This is a genomic window from Pseudomonas sp. MG-9, from assembly GCF_018729515.1.
Taxonomy (GTDB): Bacteria; Pseudomonadota; Gammaproteobacteria; order Pseudomonadales; family Pseudomonadaceae; genus Aquipseudomonas; species Aquipseudomonas serboccidentalis.
In genome coordinates this window covers 262,312-280,525 of record NZ_JAHHZH010000005.1, presented here as the reverse complement: position 1 = coordinate 280,525, position 18,214 = coordinate 262,312, and the positions used below count along the sequence as shown (strand labels likewise).

The window sequence follows — 18,214 nt, the reverse complement described above, 5'->3', positions numbered from 1 at the left end:
GGTAATGGTACTGGCGCCAAGATGCTTGCACAAGCGAAGTACTGCGCCGCCGCCATTCCCCTTGGCGTCGCTTTTCGCTACCCTTCAGACTTTGATCGGTACAGATCAGCTTGTACGCCGGGTTCCAGCCTCCCTTTTCGGCCTCCCAGGTCCCGTTCCAGCGTCGCTGCTGCGCGCTCCACTATATATTGGAGCGAATTGCGAGCCGTGGCCCGGGGCTTTCTGAATCGGCACGCGCGGACGCATCCCGACGCCCAACGCCCATCGACCTACCGACCGCTCATCGCTTTAGGAATGCTGCATGTCCACCCCCACAGTTCGCGAACAATTCCTTGTCATCAGTGCCCTTGGCGCCAACCCCATGGAGCTGACTAACGTCCTGTGCCGCGCCAGCCATGAAAATCGCTGCGCCGTCGTCACCTCCCGCCTGACCCGCCACGGCGAGTGCAGCGCCCTGGTGCTGGAGATCTCCGGCAGCTGGGACGCCCTGGCCCGCCTCGAAGGCAGCCTGCCGACCTTGGCCAAGCGCCACGCCTTCACCGTCAACGTGGTGCGCAGCGCGGCGCTGGAAAACCGCCCGCAAGCGCTGCCGTACGTGGCTTATGTCAGCTCGGCGTATCGCCCGGACATCATCAATGAGCTGTGCCAGTTCTTCATGGATCACAATGTCGAACTGGAAAACCTGACCTGTGATACCTATCAGGCCCCGCAGACCGGCGGCACCATGCTCAACGCCACGTTCACCGTGACGCTGCCGGCCGGCACCCAGATCAGTTGGCTGCGCGACCAGTTCCTGGATTTCGCCGACGCGATGAACCTGGATGCGCTGATCGAGCCTTGGCGCCCACAAAACCCAATGTAAGGAAGCTTTCATGGCCGTTGTCATCGACCAACCGGTTGCAGATTTCGAAGCGCCTGCCACCAGCGGGCAGACCGTCAGCCTGTCTGCCCTGAAAGGCAAGCAAGTGGTGATCTACTTCTACCCGAAGGACAGCACCCCGGGCTGCACCACGGAAGGCCAGGGCTTTCGTGATCAATACGCCGCATTTCAGGCAGCCAATACGGAAATCTTCGGTATTTCCCGCGACAGCCTGAAGTCCCACGAGAACTTCAAGTGCAAGCAGGCGTTTCCGTTCGAGCTGATCAGCGATAAGGACGAAGCTGTCTGCCAGCTGTTCGACGTGATCAAGCTGAAAAAACTCTACGGCAAGGAATACCTGGGCGTTGATCGCAGCACGTTCCTGATCGACAAGAACGGTGTACTGCGTCAGGAATGGCGCGGCGTGAAAGTACCGGGGCATGTGGATGCGGTGCTGGCTGCGGCTCAGGCCCTGAACAAGGCCTGAAGATCAAAAAATCGCAGCTTGCGGCGACTCCTGCATTGGGGATGCATTTCCTGTAGGAGCTGCCGAAGGCTGCGATCTTTTTTGCTTTTATAGCAATGGAGCTACAACAGGTTCCTTGCGCGGCCAAGCATCCAGAACGGCCTTGAACAGCGTCGCCAGGGGGATCGCAAAGAACACGCCCCAGAAGCCCCATAATCCGCCAAACAGCAACACCGCGCAGATGATTGCCACCGGATGCAAGTTGACCGCTTCGGAAAACAGCAACGGCACCAGCACGTTGCCATCCAACGTCTGAATGATCCCGTAGACCGCCATCAGATAGATGAACTGATCGCTCCAGCCCCACTGAAACAGTGCGATCAGCAGCACCGGCACGGTCACCACCACCGCGCCGACGTACGGCACCACCACCGACACTCCGACCAGCAACGCCAACAGCGCCGCATAGTTGAGGCCGAGGGCGACGAACGCGATGTAGGTCACACCGCCACAGATCACGATTTCGATGACCTTGCCGCGAATGTAGTTGGCGATCTGCCGGTTCATTTCCTGCGCGACCCGGGTGATCAGCGCCCGCTCACGGGGCAGATAGCCACGCACCCACTCACCGATCATGGCCCGATCCTTGAGGAAGAAGAACACCAGGATCGGCACCAGCACCAGATAGATCATGATGTTGACCAGCAGCGGCAAACTCGACAGCGAAAAGGTCAGCGCCCATTGCCCGAACTTACCGATCTCGCCACGCGCCGCCTCGATGGCCTGCAGCACCTGCTCATCGGAGACCAGATGCGGATAACGCTCGGGCAGCAACAGCAGCAGCGACTGCCATTTGGCGAGCATACCCGGCAGCTCGTTGAACAGCGTGATCAACTGATGCCAGAGCAGCGGCAGAACCACCACGATAAACACCAGCAAAACGCCCATGAACAGCGCAAATACCAGGCCCACCGCCACACCACCGGGCACGCGCAAGCGCTCGAGGGTGAGCACCAGCCCCTGCATCAGATACGCCAGCACCATCCCGGCCAGTACCGGCGCGAGCATGCCGCCGAGGGTGAGCACCGCGGTGAAGGCGAGGAACAGCAGCACCGCCAGCACAACCGCCTCTTCATCGGAAAAGTAGCGCTGAATCCAGTCGCGTAACACTTTGAACATCAATAATTCCCAGGTCTTTTACGCGGTGGGTTTCAGGCTTTTTTCAACCAGTAACGGTAAACGCCCGCTTCGTCTTCTTCGCGCAGCAGCGTATGACCGGCCAAACGGGCAAAGGTGCGGAAGTCGCGCTGGGAACCCGCGTCCGTGGCGATCACCTTGAGCACGGCGCCGCTGGGCAGCTTGTTGAGTTCCATTTTGGCCTTGAGCAACGGCAACGGGCAATTCAGGCCACTGGCGTCCAATTCACAGTCATGGGCTACAGCGTCAGTCATTGCGTCACTCCGGTTCAGGTGGTTGAGCTGCCTAGAATATCTGGTCGCAAGCCCGGTGTCCGGCTACAGTAAGGTCTTTGTCTTCTAAGGCTTTGTGCATGACATTTCTGCGCCCTACCCTGCTGACGCTCGCTTGCCTGCTCGCCTCACCGGGCTTTGCCGACGATCTGCCGTCACTTGGCGACGCCAGTTCTGCCATTGTCTCGCCGCAACAGGAATACCAGCTTGGCCGCGCCTGGCTGGCCATGCTGCGCAGCCAGGTTGCACAGCTCAACGACCCGCAGCTCAAGGATTACGTCGAGTCCAGCGTCTATAAGCTGGTGGAAACCAGTCAGGTGACCGACCGGCGCCTGGAGTTCATCCTGATCAACAGCCCGCAACTCAACGCTTTCGCCGCGCCCGGCGGGGTGGTCGGGGTCAACGGCGGGCTGTTCCTCAATGCGCAGACCGAAGGCGAGTACGCCTCGGTACTGGCCCACGAATTGGCTCACCTGTCGCAACGTCACTTCGCTCGCGGTGTAGAAGCTTCGCAGCGGATGCAAGTACCGATGATGGCCGCGCTGCTGGCCGGCATCGTGATTGCGGCCGCCGGCGGCGGCGATGCAGGGATCGCAACTATCGCTGGCTCTCAGGCCGCGGCGATTCAGTCACAACGCACCTTCTCGCGCCAGAACGAACAGGAAGCCGACCGTATCGGCATCCTCAACCTGGAAAAGGCCGGGTACGACCCGCGCTCGATGCCGACCATGTTCGAGCGCCTGATGCGCCAGTACCGCTTCGATGCCAAACCACCGGAATTCCTGCTGACTCACCCGGTAACCGAATCGCGTATCGCCGACACCCGCAACCGCGCAGAGCAGGCGCCTGCGGGCGGCATCGAAGACAGCATGCGTTATCAGCTGATTCGCGCCCGCGTACAGCTGATCTACGAAGAAACCCCAGGGCTGGGCGCCAAGCGTTTCCGCGCACAACTGGACGAGAACCCGAAAAACGACGTGGCGCGCTACGGTCTGGCGATCGCCCAGATCAAGGGTGGCCAGCTCAATGAAGCCCGCGAGAACCTCAAACAGCTGCTGGCCAAGTCGCCCAACGAGATTATCTACAACCTCGCGCAGATCGACCTGGACATCACCAATAACCGCCTGCCGGATGCGCAAGCGCGGGTTGACCGGATGCTCACGCAATATCCGGGCAATTACCCGCTGAATCAGGTTCGTGTCGATCTGCTGCTGAAACAGAATCGCACCGCCGATGCGGAAAAAGCGCTCGAAGGCTTGCTCAAGTCTCGCCCGAACGATCCGGACGTGTGGTATCAGGTCGCCGAAACTCGCGGTTTGTCCGGCAATATCATCGGCCTGCACCAGGCTCGCGCCGAGTACTTCGCGCTGGTGGGCGATTATCGTCAGGCGATCCAGCAACTCGATTTCGCCAAGCGCAAGGCGGGCAGCAACTTCCCGCTGTCCTCGCGCATCGACGCCCGCCAACGCGAGCTGATGGAGCAGGAGCGCATGATCAAGGACATGATGGGCTGACTGCGCTTCAGCCATATCAATTTTTCAGGCAAAAAAAAACCGCCTCTTTCGAGGCGGTTTTTTATTTCACCGCAACCGGATTATTCAGCCAGTTTGAAGGTGATGAAGCTGGCACGACCTTGACGCAGAACCCGCATCGACACGGAACGATTCTTCGGCAGCGCCTTGGCGATCTCGCCAAACTCTTTGGTAGAGCCAATGGCCTGGTTGTTCAGGTGAGTGATCACGTCACCCGGCTGCAGACCGATCAGGGCTGCAGGACCGTCCTGAACATCCTTGATGACCACCCCGCCTTTGAGGTCGTAGGTTTTCTTCTGCTCATCGGTCAGTTCAACCACCGACACACCGAGGCGGTTGCTGCTGCTTTCCGCGCCGGACTTCGGCAGTGCTGCCAGCTCTTTGTCTTCGTCCGGAATCGCACCGACGGTCAGCTCGACATTCTTGCGCTTGCCGTCACGAATCACTTCGAGGTTGGCCTTGGCACCCGCCTTCAATGCACCCACAAGATGTGGCAGGTCGGCGGACATGACGATCGGCTGACCGTTCATGCTCAGAATCACGTCGCCCACTTGCAGGCCACCCTTGGCCGCCGGACCGTCATCCTGAATCTGTGCCACCAGCGCACCGGCCGGCTTTTCAAGACCGAACGACTCGGCCAGATCCTTGTTCACTTCCTGAATGACCACGCCCAGCCAGCCGCGGCTGACTTTGCCACCGCTCTTCAGCTGATTGGAAACGTCCATCGCCACATCGATAGGGATGGCGAACGACACGCCCATGAAGCCACCGGAGCGGGTGTAGATCTGCGAGTTGATCCCCACCACTTCACCGTTCAGGTTGAACAGCGGACCACCGGAGTTACCCGGGTTGATCGGCACGTCAGTCTGGATGAACGGCACGTAGTTTTCGTTCGGCAGGCTGCGGCCGACGGCGCTGACGATGCCTTGGGTCACGGTGTGGTCAAAGCCGAACGGCGAACCGATCGCCACGACCCATTGACCGGCCTTCAGGTCCTGGGACTTGCCGAGCTTGAGCACGGGCAGATCCTTGCCATCGATTTTCAGCAGGGCCACGTCGGAGCGAGGATCGGTGCCGATCAGCTTGGCTTTCATTTCACTGCGATCAGCCAGACGCACGAGGATTTCGTCGGCATCGGCAATCACATGGTTGTTGGTCAGGATGTAGCCATCCGAGGAAATGATGAAGCCCGAACCCAGCGATTGCGCTTCACGCTGACGATCGCCCCGCGGTGAACGCTGCTGAGGCGGCATTCCGCGCTCGAAGAACTCGCGCAGCATCGGCGGCAAGCCTTCCAGGTCAGGCATCTGCTGGTTCACTTTGCGATCCGGCAGCTTCTGCGTAGTACTGATGTTCACCACCGCAGGCGAGGCTTGTTCAACCAGTTGGGTGAAATCCGGCAGGTCGGCCGCCTGGGCAGCGGGGACAGCCTGACCGAGCACCAGCACGGTGGCGAAAATGGAGAGATAAGACTTCAAGCTAAGTATCGACATACAGCTCCCGTTACGACGAGCAGGGTTAAGCGATATGGAGCAAGGAACACCGGGAACCGCGGGCCGGTATTTTTGTTCCGGGAACAACAGACAAGGCCAGAGCCGTGAGGCTCTGACCTATAAAAAACTTTCGGGTGATTTGCAAATGAAAATGCTGAGCAAACATTTCATCTACGTCTCGACGAAGAGGTGGAAATGACTGAAATCAGCTCATTGCTTGCTGGTTGCAGCACCATCGTTGCGCATCGACAGAGCGATCCGCTCCGCTGTGCCGATTGGAATTTCTCCGACGACTGTCACCATCATCTCGCCTTCAGGCGTTGTCAGGCGACGGGAAACAGCAACGGTCGGTCCCAACTGCGTGCGGGTGTCGGTCACTGTCGCACCGTTGAGTGGTTCCAGGAACACCGAGAAACGCGCCAGCCCGTCGTCATACATCAGGCTGCTGACCTGGGTTTTGGTTTCCGGATCTTTGTGCGAGGTGCTGCTGGTCAGTTCGAAGCCCGGCGGTAGCCAGTCGGAATGCCAGACCTGAGCGGTCTTCACGGCAGACGCCTTGTCACTGTCGAGCGTGATTGCCTTGCACTCGGAGCCTGCTTGCAGGTCTTTGTCCGATGGAACATCGGCGGTATCAAGGCTGGTGAACTGGAAGCGTTCGAGTAACTGCCCCTTATCATTGAGCAGCAGTGACTTGAGCGGCAGACCGGTCTGTTTGTCCAAGTGCAGTTCAAAACCATAGCGATGCTGGTCTCGAGGCGTCAGCGATACGATTACCGCATCACGTCCGGCCACGCGCGACTTGCCGATGACAGCAAGGCCATACCAGTTTTTCAGCTTTTGAGGATCAAGCGAACGAGCGGTCGAGTTGGGAGAGTCTCCCAACCCCGCAATCAGGGTGCCGCTGACGCATTGAGTATGCCCATCAACGCGCACGACTTCCTGTGCCGAGCCGTCGAGCTGAAGCAACCGCTCGCGGACCTGGCCATTCTGGACACGATGCCAGATATTGTGGGTAGAAAAACTACCGTTACGCTCGTAAACGAAGGTGCCGTGGAAGCTTTGCTGCTGCTCGGCCTGGCCCAGACGGGTCAGCCAGTCCTGGGCTTCATCAGCATGGGCTGGAACAACGAACCAGCCACTGAGCAGAAGCGAAAGTAGAGGTATGGCGCGCATGATCCTCCTTAACGGTTTTCCATGCTTGCTGCACGCGCATAAGGCAAGGCGCTTTCAGTGCCTTTCAGCGCAGCCTGCTGGGCATGCTGGCGCAGATAGCCTGGCAGACGCTGGTCATGCCAGCCTGGCTGGCCTTGCAGTACGCCATTAGCCATCGGGCCTGTGGTTTCCGAGCTCTCTTTATAGCCTGCCAGAACAGCCGGACCTTTGACCTGTGGAGCGGTCAGGGATGGCTGATTGGACTGCTGAGCCAGCTCGACACCGGCGATTTCGTCCTGATTGTACAGGCGAACACCGGCCAATACGGCAACGGTCACCGAGGCCGCAACGGCCAGACGACCCAGGTTGCGCCAAGGACCACGGGATACTTTGGCTGGAGCCGTTTCGTCTTCCAGCGCAGCAGAAACTGCCGCAGCAATGTCCAGACGCGGAAGCAGCAGATCCTTGTGCATGGCTGCCCGAGCGATCTGATAACGAGCCCAGGTCTCACGGGTTTCAACATCGTCCAGTGCATTGATCACTCGACGCAATTCCAGTTCGTCCGCTTCGTTATCCATCACTGCGGACAGCGATTCCTGCAGGGCTTCACGACTCATGGCGTTCCTCTCTTGGCTGTCGCCGCTGTCTCAGTTTTCCTGCAACAACGGCTGCAGGGCTTTATCGATGGCCTCCCGGGCGCGGAAGATCCGGGAGCGCACGGTACCCACCGGACACTGCATGACGCTCGCAATGTCCTCGTAACTCAGACCATCGAATTCGCGTAAAGTTAAAGCCGTACGCAAATCCTCTGGCAGTTGCTGAATGGTTCGATGGACGGTGCCTTCGATCTCATCCCGCAGCAATGCGCGCTCCGGTGATTCGAGATCCTTGAGGCCATGATCGCCATCGTAGAACTCTGCGTCTTCAGAACTTACATCGCTATCCGGCGGCCGGCGGCCGCGTGAAACCAGATAGTTTTTTGCCGTGTTGATGGCAATGCGGTAAAGCCACGTATAGAACGCGCTGTCTCCGCGAAAGTTTCCTAGCGCTCGGTAGGCCTTGATAAAGGCTTCCTGAGCCACATCCTGGGCTTCATGGGTGTCGTGCACGAAACGCACGATCAACCCGAGAATTTTGTGCTGATATTTCAGCACCAGCAGATCGAAAGCTCGCTTGTCGCCACGCTGAACGCGCTCGACCAGCTGCTGATCCTCTTCCTGGGTTAGCATGAACACTCCTCGATAAGCATGGAGGAGGCTTGCATAACTAAACGACCAGACTTGCAAACATAGACTCGGGCTTTTCGCAAAAGTTCTCCCCCTCCAGGCAAGTTTCCTGCGGGCTCTGATTTGGCACGCACGAAAAACGCAGCGCGGGATAAACCGGCTGCGCGAATAATCTTGTCATCGGTTCGCCGGCAAGAACCCAATCGCAGGTTCTGCATTGAAGCCGACACTGTCCCGTGTTTCAGGCAACTGTCTATTGATCTTGGGCCTCTGGCAAAAGTTCCAATTATTTATAGCCATGCTGAAGCGACATTGAGCGACCATGCGTTGAAAAAGCGTGTTTCATCTTCGATACAGTCGCCTTTTCCCAAAACGACGGAAAAAAACACCCGACGAAGCGTCAAGCATTTGTCGTCACAGTAGTTTCACAATGCCATACGAGCCCGGCTATTGTGCCGCTCCACCCCTCTATATACTAGTGGGCTGTGTGGCTGTCTTGACTCGCCGATCCAGCTGTCTTGCGCCACCCCCGATCCGGGTCGCTTTGAGCGGAATCCTGAAATGAGCCAACAGTTTCAACACGATGTTCTGGTGATTGGCAGCGGCGCTGCCGGTTTGAGTCTCGCGCTGACCCTGCCGGGTCATTTGCGCATTGCCGTATTGAGCAAGGGCGATCTGGCCAACGGCTCGACCTACTGGGCCCAGGGCGGCGTCGCTGCCGTGCTGGACGACACCGATACTGTCGAATCCCACGTTGACGACACCCTGAACGCCGGCGGCGGCCTGTGCCATGAAGACGCGGTGCGCTTCACCGTCGAACACAGTCGCGAAGCCATTCAGTGGCTGATCGACCAAGGCGTCCCCTTCACCCGCGACGAACAGTCCGGCACCGAAGACGGTGGTTTCGAGTTTCACCTGACCCGCGAAGGCGGTCACAGTCATCGGCGCATCATCCACGCCGCCGATGCCACGGGCGCCGCGATTTTCACAACCCTGCTCTCCCAGGCCAGGCAGCGCACCAATATCGAGTTGCTTGAGCAGCGGGTCGCCGTTGATCTGATCACCGAACGCCGCCTGGGCATGGACGGCGAGCGTTGCCTTGGCGCCTACGTGCTCAATCGTGCGACCGGCGAAGTCGATACCTACGGCGCGCGCTTCGTGATCCTCGCGTCCGGCGGTGCGGCCAAGGTCTACCTCTATACCAGCAACCCCGACGGCGCCTGTGGCGATGGCATCGCCATGGCCTGGCGTTCGGGCTGCCGGGTGGCGAACCTGGAATTCAACCAGTTCCACCCCACCTGCCTGTATCACCCGCAGGCCAAGAGTTTCCTGATCACCGAGGCGTTACGCGGCGAAGGTGCTCATCTGAAGCTGCCCAACGGCGAACGCTTCATGCCGCGCTTCGACAAACGCGCCGAACTGGCGCCGCGCGACATCGTTGCACGGGCCATCGACCATGAAATGAAGCGTCTGGGCGTCGACTGCGTCTATCTCGACATCAGTCACAAGCCCGAGGCCTTCATCAAAAGCCACTTCCCAACCGTCTACGAGCGTTGCCTGGGCTTTGGCATCGACATCACCAAACAGCCGATTCCGGTCGTGCCGGCAGCGCACTACACCTGCGGCGGCGTGATGGTCGACCAGCACGGTCGCACCGATGTCCCGGGGCTGTATGCGATTGGTGAGACCAGCTTCACCGGTTTGCACGGCGCCAACCGCATGGCCAGCAATTCGCTGCTCGAATGCTTCGTCTATGCCCGTTCGGCTGCGGCGGACATTGTTGCGCAACTGGATGACATCACCGCCCCGCATGCCCTGCCGGAGTGGGACGCCAGTCAGGTGACCGACTCCGACGAAGACGTGATCATCGCGCACAACTGGGACGAGCTGCGGCGCTTCATGTGGGACTACGTGGGCATCGTGCGCACCAACAAGCGCCTGCAACGGGCGCAGCACCGTGTGCGTCTGTTGCTGGATGAGATCGACGAGTTCTACAGCAATTATAAAGTCAGCCGCGACCTGATCGAGCTGCGCAACCTGGCGCAAGTCGCTGAACTGATGATCTGCTCGGCCATGGAACGCAAGGAAAGTCGCGGCCTGCATTACACCCTCGACTACCCGGACCTGCTGCCCGAAGCACTCGACACTATTCTGGTGCCGCCCACCTACGCCGGCTGAATTTGAGCCGCACTCGCAGGCGTCGGTGCACATCCGCCGCCTGCGCGTCGCGTGGTACGCAGATCGATCTGACGCGCCATTCCCCACGCAAACGAAACCGCAGCACCACGATCAGTGGCAGCGCCAGGCTGTCGGGGCGCAGTTGCGCGGCTTGCCAGCCACCCGCCTGACTCCACAACTGCCAGCCATCGGCATCACGCCGCAAACCGCAAAATGCGTCGGAATGCGTCAACAGCACCTGCCGTGGCAGCACCCAGAACCCATGCGTCAGACAGGCAAAAACCCCGAGCAGACTGGCCCAGAGTGGAATCGAAAGCACAAACAAGGCACCCAGGGCGAACGCCTGGGCCAACAGATACGCCGCCAGCAACTGCCGTGAGGCATGCCAGCGGCATTCGAACGTGTTACTTGGGCTGAACACGGTCCAGAATCATCCGGACCATGCGCTGCAGCTCAGGGTCTTCGGATTCGCTGCGCTCCATGAACCAGCCGAACATGTCCTGATCCTCACAGGTCAGCAGACGGACATACAAATCGCGATCGACCTGATTGAGGTGCGGATACACCTCTTGCACGAACGGCACCAGCAGCACGTCAAGTTCCAGCATGCCGCGGCGGCTGTGCCAGAAGAGGCGATTGAGTTCAACTTGTTCGACCATGGAGCCCTCCTCAAATAGGCGCGCAGTATACAGCCCCGGCGCGGGTCGCACAGTCGGCTTTGGTCGGGCACCACCGATCCTTTATCAACTACCCATTTCAACAACGCGCCCTTATGATGTGCCCCAGACTTTTTTACCCTGCGATGACCCATGGCCGATTCTGCTTTTTTCTGCACCCTGTCTCATGAAGGCGTACTCGCGGTTCGCGGCGTGGATGCCGGCAAATTCCTGCAAGGCCAATTGACCTGCAACCTCAATTACCTCAGTGACAGTCAGGCCAGCCTTGGCGCGCGCTGCACGCAAAAAGGCCGGATGCAGTCCAGCTTCCGCATTCTGCTCGAAGGTGACGGCGTGCTGCTGGCGATGGCCAGCGAGCTGCTGGAGCCGCAACTGGCGGACCTGAAAAAGTACGCTGTATTTTCCAAATCGAAATTGACCGACGAAAGCGTCGCCTGGGTGCGCTTTGGCCTGGAACAAGGCGACGCAGCCCTGGCCGGCCTCGGCCTGGACCTGCCGGCCGAAACCGACAGCGTGGTGCGCAGCGCCGGCCTGATCGCCATTCGCGTCTCGCCCAATCGCGCCGAACTCTGGGTACCCGCCGATCAGGCCGATACCCTCAAGGCCAAATTGGCCGCGACCCTGCCTGAAGGCACACTGAACCAATGGTTGCTGGGCCAGATCCGTGCCGGTATCGGTCAGGTCATGCCGACCACCCGCGAACTGTTCATCCCACAGATGCTCAACCTGCAAGCCGTCGGCGGCGTGAGCTTCAAGAAAGGTTGCTACACCGGCCAGGAAATCGTCGCGCGCATGCAGTACCTGGGCAAGCTCAAACGACGCCTGTATCGCGTACAACTGGACGCGACTGAACTGCCGGAGCCGGGCACCCCGCTGTTCGCTCCAAGCCACAGCAGTGCCATCGGCGAAGTGGTGCTGGCCGCCCGCGCCGAAGAAAAGATTGAACTGCTGGCGGTGTTGCAGGCCGAAGCTGCCGAAGCGGGTAATCTGCACCTGGGCGCCCTCGAAGGCCCCGCGCTGCATTTGCTCGACTTGCCCTACGAACTGGATCGCGACCGCGAAATCCAGCGCTGATCGCAGCCTTGTTGCAACACCCTAGAGAATCCACATGAGCGAGCTGGCGGATAAGGTCCAACAGGATTTGGTTGAGGCCATCGATAACGATGACCTGGTTCTGCCAACGTTACCGGAAGTGGCCCTGCAAATTCGCAAGGCCGCCGAAGACCCGGAGATCAGCGTCAGCACCCTGAGCAAAGTCATCGGCCGAGACACGGCGCTGTCGGCGCGCCTGATCAAAGTGGTCAACAGCCCGCTGCTGCGCGCCACGCAGGAAGTCACCGACCTGCACACCGCCATCACTCGGCTGGGCGTGAATTACAGCAGCAATCTGGCCATCGGCCTGGTGATGGAACAGATCTTCCACGCCCGCTCCGACGTGGTCGAACAGAAGATGCGCGAAGTCTGGCGCAAGAGCCTGGAAATCGCCGGCGTCAGCTACGCCCTGTGCCGCCGGCATACCCAACTCAAACCCGACCAGGCGGCATTGGGCGGTCTGGTGCATCAGATCGGTGTGCTGCCGATCCTGACCTACGCCGAAGATCACTACGAACTGCTGTCCGACCCGGTCAGCCTCAACCACGTGATCGACCACATTCACCCGCTGCTGGGCGACAAGCTGCTGCGGGTCTGGGAGTTTCCCGAGCAACTGGTGGCGTTGCCGGGGCTGTACCTGGATTTCAAACGCGACTCGGCGCACATCGATTACGTCGATCTGGTGCAAGTGGCGAGCCTGTATTGCCACAAGGACAGCGATCATCCGTTTGCGCGGATCGATCCGCTCAGTGTGCCGGCGTTCAGGAAACTTGGGATCGATCCGGAGAACAAGCAATTGTGTGCAGATCTGGAAGAGTCGCGGACGATGTTTTACTGATCCTCGTGGCGAGGGGGCTTGCTCCCTCGCCACAAAAGCCATCTCGGCTGCTATCCGGCAATAAAACTCACCCGAACCTTCAAACCGGCCTGCTCGCCATCATGCAAGGTGATCTGCGCCAGATGCGCCCGGCAGATCTCTCCCACAATCGCCAACCCCAGCCCGGAACCCGCGACCTGTTGATTGCGCCGGTAGAAACGCTCAAACACCCGGTCACGCTCTTCCAGCGGAATCCCCGGGCCGTCATCTTCGACCTCAAGTACCGCCGGCGCCGCCACCCGCAGAATCACGTTGCCGCCCGGCGGGGTATGCGCCAGCGCGTTGTCCACCAGATTGCTCAGCAGTTCATTGAGCAATGTCGGCTCGCCGCGCAACCACACCGGTTCATCCGCCTCCAGCGCCAGCGCGACGCCGCGCGCATGAGCCAAGGGTGCCATGGCCATGCCCAGCTCACGGGCCAACTGGCTCAGATCGAGCAGTTGCGCGCCACCCTCGGCAATTGCCCGGGCACCGTTTTCCACCCGCGCCAGCGACAGCAGTTGATTGGCCAGGTGGGTCAGCCGGTCAGTGCTCTGCGCCGATGACTCCAGGGTACTGCGCCAGATTTCCGGTTCGCTGGAACGCAGTCCCAGTTCCAGCCGTGCCTTCAACGCCGCCAAGGGCGTGCGCAGCTCGTGCGCAGCATCGGCGATGAACTGCGCCTGACGCTCGAACTGGCCGCGCAAACGCTCGGTGAAATGGTTGAGCGCCTGAACCAGCGGCCACAATTCCCGTTGCACTTCCACCAGCGGCAGCGGCCGCAAATCATCAGGCTGACGCTCCTCCACCGCCGTGCGCAAGCGCTCCAGCGGGCGCAGCGCGGCACTGACCGCAAACCACACCAGCAACAGCGCGCCGATGGCCAGCATGCCCAGGCGCAACAGGGTGTCGGCCGCCAGACTACGGGCCATGCTGACTCGTGCCTCGTCGGTTTCAGCCACACGGATTTCCGCCATGCCGTTCATGTTCGGTTCGGTGACGGCTTTGAGCAGGCTGACCACGCGCACGTTTTGCCCACGGTACGTCGCGTTGTAGAAGCGCGCCAATGCTGGGTAATCGTCGGTGCGTGGCGTACCGGGCGGTGGCCCGGGCAAGTTTTCATAGCCGGAAATCAGCTTCTGATGAATGTCGTTGACCTGGTAATAGATCCGCCCGGCGCTGTCATAGGCGAAGGTATCGAGGGCGACGTAAGGCACGTCGGCGCTGAGCGTGCCGTCGCGCTGCGACAGGCCGGCGGCGATGGTCCGGGCGGAGGCCAGCAAGGTGCGGTCGTAAGCCGTGTCGGCGGCTTCGCGCCCGTTCCAGTAAGCGCTCAAGCCACTGGCGAGCATCAGCACCACCAACAGCAATGCAAGGTTCCACAGCAACCGCCAACGCAGGCTGCTGGGCTTATGCATCGCGGCTTTCCAGCAGGTAACCGAGGCCGCGGAACGTCACGATCGCCACCGGCTGGCCGTCGAGTTTCTTGCGCAGGCGATGCACGTAGATTTCGATGGCATCGGGGCTGGCTTCTTCGTCGAGACCAAACACTTGAGCCGCCAGTTGTTCCTTGCTCATCACCCGGCCCGGGCGGGCGATCAACGCTTCGAGCACCGCCTGCTCGCGCGAGGTCAAAGTCAGCAGTTCTTCGCCGAGGCTGAAGCGCCGGGTGTCGAGATCATAGGCCAGCACGCCGCAACGCTGCTGACGTTCGCCGCCGAGCACACTGCGCCGCAGCAGGGCTTTGACCCGGGCTTCGAGCTCGGTCAATTCGAACGGTTTGGCCAGGTAATCGTCAGCACCGAGATTCAGCCCGTGGACCCGGTCCTTCACGTCGCTGCGCGCTGTCAGCATCAATACCGGCAGGTTTTTACCGCGCGCGCGCAGGCGCGCCAGCACCTCGAAACCGTCCATGCGCGGCAGACCGACATCAAGGATCGCCATCGCGTATTCCTCACTGCTCAGGGCCAGGTCGGCAGCCACGCCATCGTGCAACACGTCCACGGTCAGACCGGTGCTCTTGAGCGCCTGAGCAACACTTTCGGCCAGTTGCAGATGGTCTTCGACGAGCAGAACACGCATGGATCTCTACCTCATTCAGGGATGGCCGACGCCATTCTTTGCCGCGGAGTTTACAGCCGCAACCGCCGCTGTGAAGCCCGAAAACCGTGAAATACAGCTGAAAGGTTAGTGAAAGGTTAGCCCGTTAGAGTCGGCTCACGGACAGTTTCGACTGCCGTCGCTGCTGCCACACAGCGATACGAAAAACGCCTCGAAGCGTTTTCGACCAATAAGAACAATAAACGGAGTACACCGCGCATGCCGTCCTTGCAGACCAGGGCTCTCACGCCCGCTCGCCCTTCGCGTATCAGCCACACCGCCCTCGCCAGTGCCGCCGCCCTCGCCGGTTTTTCGCCGCTGAGCTACGCCGACTTCATCAAAGACAGTTCCGCCACCTTCGAAACCCGCAACATGTACTTCAACCGCGACTTTCGCGACGGCACCAGTGCCCAGCAAAGCAAGCGGGATGAATGGGCGCAGGGGTTCATGCTCAACCTGCAATCGGGTTACACCGACGGCACCGTGGGGTTTGGTGTCGATGCACTGGGCATGCTCGGGGTCAAACTTGATTCGAGTCCGGACCGTACCGGCACCGGCCTGTTGCCGACCCACGATGACGGGCGCGCCGCCAACGAATATTCCAAGGTCGGCCTGACCGGGAAAGTGAAAATCTCCGCCACCGAACTGAAAATCGGCAGCCTGATTCCGGAGCTGCCGATCCTCAAACCGAACGACGGGCGCATCCTGCCGCAGACCTTTGAAGGTGGTTTGTTGACCTCGAAAGAGATCAAGAACCTGACCTTCACCGGTGGCCGTCTGGACAAGGCCAAGGATCGCGACAGCACCGATTTCGAGGACATCGCCCTTAACAACAAGAACAGCCGCTTCGCTGGCACCGTGGCCGGCAAGCATTTCGACTTTGCCGGTGTGGACTACAAGTTCACCGACAAGATCACCGGCAGTTACCACTTCGCCCAACTCGATGAAGTCTACAACCAGCACTTCTTCGGTCTGGTCGCCTCGCGGCCGATGGGCCCGGGCACGTTCGCCACCGACCTGCGCTTTGCGGTCAGTGACGATCAGGGCGCGGCCCGGGGTGGCAAGATCGACAACCGCTCGCTCAACGGTCTGGTCAGCTATGCCTTGAGCGGCCACAAGTTCAGCGCCGGTTATCAGCACATGTCCGGCGACAGCGCCTTCCCGTATGTCGACGGCAGCGACCCGTATCTGGTCAACTTCGTACAGATCAACGACTTCGCCGGCGCCGAAGAACGCTCGTGGCAAGCCCGTTACGACTTCGACTTCGCACGCCTGGGCATTCCCGGCCTGTCGTTCATGAGCCGTTACCTGAGCGGTGACAACATCAAGCTCAAGAATGGCGAAGAAGGCAAAGAGTGGGAGCGCAACACCGAGATCAAATATGTCGTACAAAGCGGCGCCTTGAAGGATGTCGCCGTGCGTTTGCGTAATGCCACTTACCGCTCCAACTACTCGGCTCGCGATGCAGACGAAGTGCGTTTGCTGGTGAGCTATAGCGTTGCACTTTGGTAATTGATTGAAACGTCGAAGACCAAGATCAAAAGATCATCCGATCGCGGCCCGAGCCTTCGGCAGCTCCTACACAAAGCCCCTACAACAAGAAACTGTGGAGAGACCAATGAATTTGTCACTGCGTAAAGTTGCACTGACCGCCAGTTGCATCCTGTTTGCCGGCCAACTGATGGCCGAGCCGAAACGCCCGGAATGCATCGCCCCGGCCTCCCCCGGCGGAGGGTTCGACCTGACCTGCAAACTGGCGCAGAGCGCGCTGGTCAACGAAAAACTGCTGACCAAACCAATGCGCGTGACCTACATGCCCGGCGGTGTCGGCGCGGTTGCATACAACGCAGTCGTCGCTCAGCGCCCGGCCGACGCCGGCACGCTGGTGGCGTGGTCCAGCGGCTCGCTGCTGAACCTGGCGCAAGGCAAGTTCGGCCGTTTCGATGAAACCAACGTGCGCTGGCTGGCCGCCGTCGGCACCAGCTACGGCGCCATCGCGGTGAAAAGCGATTCGCCCTACAAGACGCTCGACGATCTCGTCAAAGCACTGAAGAAAGATCCGAGCTCCGTGGTGATCGGTTCCGGCGGCACCGTCGGCAGCCAGGACTGGATGCAGACCGCACTGATCGCCAAGGCCGCCGGGATCAACCCGCGTGACCTGCGTTACGTTGCCCTCGAAGGTGGCGGCGAAATCGCCACCGCCCTGCTTGGCGGTCACATCCAGGTCGGCAGCACCGACATTTCCGACTCCATGCCGCATATCCAGAGCGGCGACATGCGTCTGTTGGCAGTGTTCGCCGACAAACGCCTGGACGAGCCGGAAATGAAAGACATCCCGACCGCCCGCGAGCAAGGCTATGACATCGTCTGGCCGGTGGTGCGCGGTTTCTACCTTGGGCCAAAAGTCAGCGACGAAGACTACGCCTGGTGGAAAGACGCCTTCGACAAACTGTTGGCCTCGGAAGACTTCGCCAAGCTGCGCGATCAGCGTGAACTGTTCCCGTTCGCCATGACCGGCCCGGAGCTGGACACCTACGTGAAGAAGCAGGTCGCGGACTACAAGGTGCTGGCCAAAGAGTTCGGCCTGATTCAGTGATCGTCTCTGTCTAGCGGCCGTGGCCTCGCGCATCGAGGCCACGGCACAGGAGTTCCCCATGCTCTTACAACGCATTTTCGCCTCGGTGCTGTTGCTGGCCTGCGTCGGCCTGGCCCTGATGGCGTGGCCGTATCAAGCGGCTTTTTCCTACGAACCGGTGGGCCCACGCGCCTTTCCTCTGCTGATGCTCGGCCTGATGGGCCTGGCGCTGCTGTACATGGTGTTTCGTCCGGCGCCCATCAAACACAGTGAAGACGAGCCACCACTGGATCGCCAAACCCTGACCAAGATCGCTATCTGCGTCGTCCTGTTGCTGGTGTTCGCCGGTACTTTCGAACCGCTGGGTTTCATCGTCGCCAGCATCATCACCGGCGTTCCGATGGCTCGCCTGTACGGCGGCCGCTGGTTGCCGAGCGTGGTGATCATCAGCCTGATGGCCGTCGGTCTTTACCTGTTGTTCGACCGTTTGATGGACGTTCCGCTGCCCCTGGGCCTGCTCAGCGTTCTGGAGAACTGAT

Annotated in this window: 19 protein-coding genes; 9 read left to right on the top strand and 10 right to left on the bottom strand. The window is 60.2% G+C overall.

Annotation, left to right across the window (positions count from 1 at the left end):
• The first annotated feature begins 301 nt into the window (after positions 1 to 301).
• Both KKQ10_RS15150 and KKQ10_RS15145 read left to right on the top strand, forming a co-directional pair.
• Positions 302 to 862 (top strand): glycine cleavage system transcriptional repressor, encoded by a 561-nt coding sequence (locus KKQ10_RS15150; RefSeq protein WP_007963284.1) that lies wholly within the window; start codon positions 302 to 304, stop codon positions 860 to 862.
• Positions 863 to 872: 10 nt separating this feature from the next.
• Positions 873 to 1,346, top strand: coding sequence for a peroxiredoxin (locus tag KKQ10_RS15145; protein WP_215501556.1), 474 nt, complete (start codon positions 873 to 875; stop codon positions 1,344 to 1,346).
• 87 nt (positions 1,347 to 1,433) lie between these two features.
• On the opposite strand, the gene KKQ10_RS15140 is transcribed toward KKQ10_RS15145, so the two are convergent.
• Together KKQ10_RS15140 and KKQ10_RS15135 are read right to left on the bottom strand one after the other, a co-directional pair.
• Entirely contained in the window at positions 1,434 to 2,504 is a 1,071-nt protein-coding gene (locus KKQ10_RS15140; protein WP_127649745.1) for an AI-2E family transporter, read from the bottom strand.
• Positions 2,505 to 2,536: 32 nt separating this feature from the next.
• The gene (locus KKQ10_RS15135) at positions 2,537 to 2,776 is read right to left on the bottom strand and encodes a sulfurtransferase TusA family protein (protein WP_007963279.1); all 240 of its coding nucleotides are present in this window, start codon (positions 2,774 to 2,776) and stop codon (positions 2,537 to 2,539) included.
• Between the two features lie 98 nt (positions 2,777 to 2,874).
• Here KKQ10_RS15135 and KKQ10_RS15130 point away from each other — a divergent pair, with 98 nt between their 5' ends.
• Positions 2,875 to 4,308 carry a M48 family metalloprotease gene (locus tag KKQ10_RS15130; RefSeq protein ID WP_215501555.1) on the top strand — a complete coding sequence of 478 codons (1,434 nt, stop codon included), beginning with the start codon at positions 2,875 to 2,877 and terminating at the stop codon, positions 4,306 to 4,308.
• Positions 4,309 to 4,388: 80 nt separating this feature from the next.
• Here the strand turns inward: KKQ10_RS15130 and KKQ10_RS15125 are convergent, their stop codons facing one another.
• The 4 genes from KKQ10_RS15125 to rpoE all read right to left on the bottom strand — a co-directional run bounded on the left by KKQ10_RS15125 (position 4,389) and on the right by rpoE (position 8,200).
• On the bottom strand, positions 4,389 to 5,819 hold the full coding sequence (locus KKQ10_RS15125) for a DegQ family serine endoprotease (protein ID WP_127649743.1): 1,431 nt from the start codon (positions 5,817 to 5,819) through the stop codon (positions 4,389 to 4,391).
• A 210-nt stretch (positions 5,820 to 6,029) separates the two neighbouring features.
• Positions 6,030 to 6,992: a MucB/RseB C-terminal domain-containing protein gene (locus KKQ10_RS15120; protein ID WP_215501554.1), complete on the bottom strand. Its 963-nt coding sequence runs from the start codon at positions 6,990 to 6,992 to the stop codon at positions 6,030 to 6,032.
• Between the two features lie 8 nt (positions 6,993 to 7,000).
• Positions 7,001 to 7,588: a sigma-E factor negative regulatory protein gene (locus tag KKQ10_RS15115; protein ID WP_127649741.1), complete on the bottom strand. Its 588-nt coding sequence runs from the start codon at positions 7,586 to 7,588 to the stop codon at positions 7,001 to 7,003.
• 30 nt (positions 7,589 to 7,618) lie between these two features.
• On the bottom strand, positions 7,619 to 8,200 hold the full coding sequence (gene rpoE, locus KKQ10_RS15110) for an RNA polymerase sigma factor RpoE/AlgU (RefSeq protein WP_003172477.1): 582 nt from the start codon (positions 8,198 to 8,200) through the stop codon (positions 7,619 to 7,621).
• A 558-nt stretch (positions 8,201 to 8,758) separates the two neighbouring features.
• On the opposite strand from rpoE, the gene nadB reads away from it, so the two are divergent.
• Positions 8,759 to 10,375 carry an L-aspartate oxidase gene (nadB, locus tag KKQ10_RS15105; protein ID WP_127649740.1) on the top strand — a complete coding sequence of 539 codons (1,617 nt, stop codon included), beginning with the start codon at positions 8,759 to 8,761 and terminating at the stop codon, positions 10,373 to 10,375.
• Here nadB and KKQ10_RS15100 read toward each other — a convergent pair.
• Positions 10,344 to 10,796: a protein YgfX gene (locus KKQ10_RS15100; RefSeq protein ID WP_215501553.1), complete on the bottom strand. Its 453-nt coding sequence runs from the start codon at positions 10,794 to 10,796 to the stop codon at positions 10,344 to 10,346. The genes nadB and KKQ10_RS15100 overlap by 32 nt on opposite strands.
• Positions 10,780 to 11,034: an FAD assembly factor SdhE gene (locus KKQ10_RS15095; protein WP_007963266.1), complete on the bottom strand. Its 255-nt coding sequence runs from the start codon at positions 11,032 to 11,034 to the stop codon at positions 10,780 to 10,782. Before KKQ10_RS15095 ends, KKQ10_RS15100 begins: the two co-directional genes overlap by 17 nt.
• 150 nt (positions 11,035 to 11,184) lie before the next feature.
• Here KKQ10_RS15095 and ygfZ point away from each other — a divergent pair, with 150 nt between their 5' ends.
• Both ygfZ and KKQ10_RS15085 read left to right on the top strand, forming a co-directional pair.
• Positions 11,185 to 12,126, top strand: coding sequence for a CAF17-like 4Fe-4S cluster assembly/insertion protein YgfZ (gene ygfZ, locus KKQ10_RS15090; protein ID WP_215501552.1), 942 nt, complete (start codon positions 11,185 to 11,187; stop codon positions 12,124 to 12,126).
• 34 nt (positions 12,127 to 12,160) lie between these two features.
• On the top strand, positions 12,161 to 12,982 hold the full coding sequence (locus tag KKQ10_RS15085; protein ID WP_127649737.1) for an HDOD domain-containing protein: 822 nt from the start codon (positions 12,161 to 12,163) through the stop codon (positions 12,980 to 12,982).
• 50 nt (positions 12,983 to 13,032) lie between these two features.
• On the opposite strand, the gene tctE is transcribed toward KKQ10_RS15085, so the two are convergent.
• Together tctE and tctD are read right to left on the bottom strand one after the other, a co-directional pair.
• Positions 13,033 to 14,418, bottom strand: coding sequence for a two-component system sensor histidine kinase TctE (tctE, locus tag KKQ10_RS15080; RefSeq protein ID WP_127649736.1), 1,386 nt, complete (start codon positions 14,416 to 14,418; stop codon positions 13,033 to 13,035).
• Entirely contained in the window at positions 14,411 to 15,082 is a 672-nt protein-coding gene (gene tctD, locus KKQ10_RS15075; RefSeq protein WP_025110675.1) for a two-component system response regulator TctD, read from the bottom strand. Before tctD ends, tctE begins: the two co-directional genes overlap by 8 nt.
• A 237-nt stretch (positions 15,083 to 15,319) precedes the next feature.
• Between tctD and KKQ10_RS15070 the strand changes: the two genes are divergently transcribed.
• From KKQ10_RS15070 to KKQ10_RS15060, 3 genes are all read left to right on the top strand, one after another.
• On the top strand, positions 15,320 to 16,612 hold the full coding sequence (locus KKQ10_RS15070) for an OprD family porin (protein ID WP_127649735.1): 1,293 nt from the start codon (positions 15,320 to 15,322) through the stop codon (positions 16,610 to 16,612).
• A gap of 106 nt (positions 16,613 to 16,718) precedes the next feature.
• Positions 16,719 to 17,696 carry a Bug family tripartite tricarboxylate transporter substrate binding protein gene (locus KKQ10_RS15065; RefSeq protein WP_127649734.1) on the top strand — a complete coding sequence of 326 codons (978 nt, stop codon included), beginning with the start codon at positions 16,719 to 16,721 and terminating at the stop codon, positions 17,694 to 17,696.
• A gap of 58 nt (positions 17,697 to 17,754) precedes the next feature.
• On the top strand, positions 17,755 to 18,213 hold the full coding sequence (locus tag KKQ10_RS15060; RefSeq protein ID WP_215501551.1) for a tripartite tricarboxylate transporter TctB family protein: 459 nt from the start codon (positions 17,755 to 17,757) through the stop codon (positions 18,211 to 18,213).
• Position 18,214: the final 1 nt, after the last annotated feature.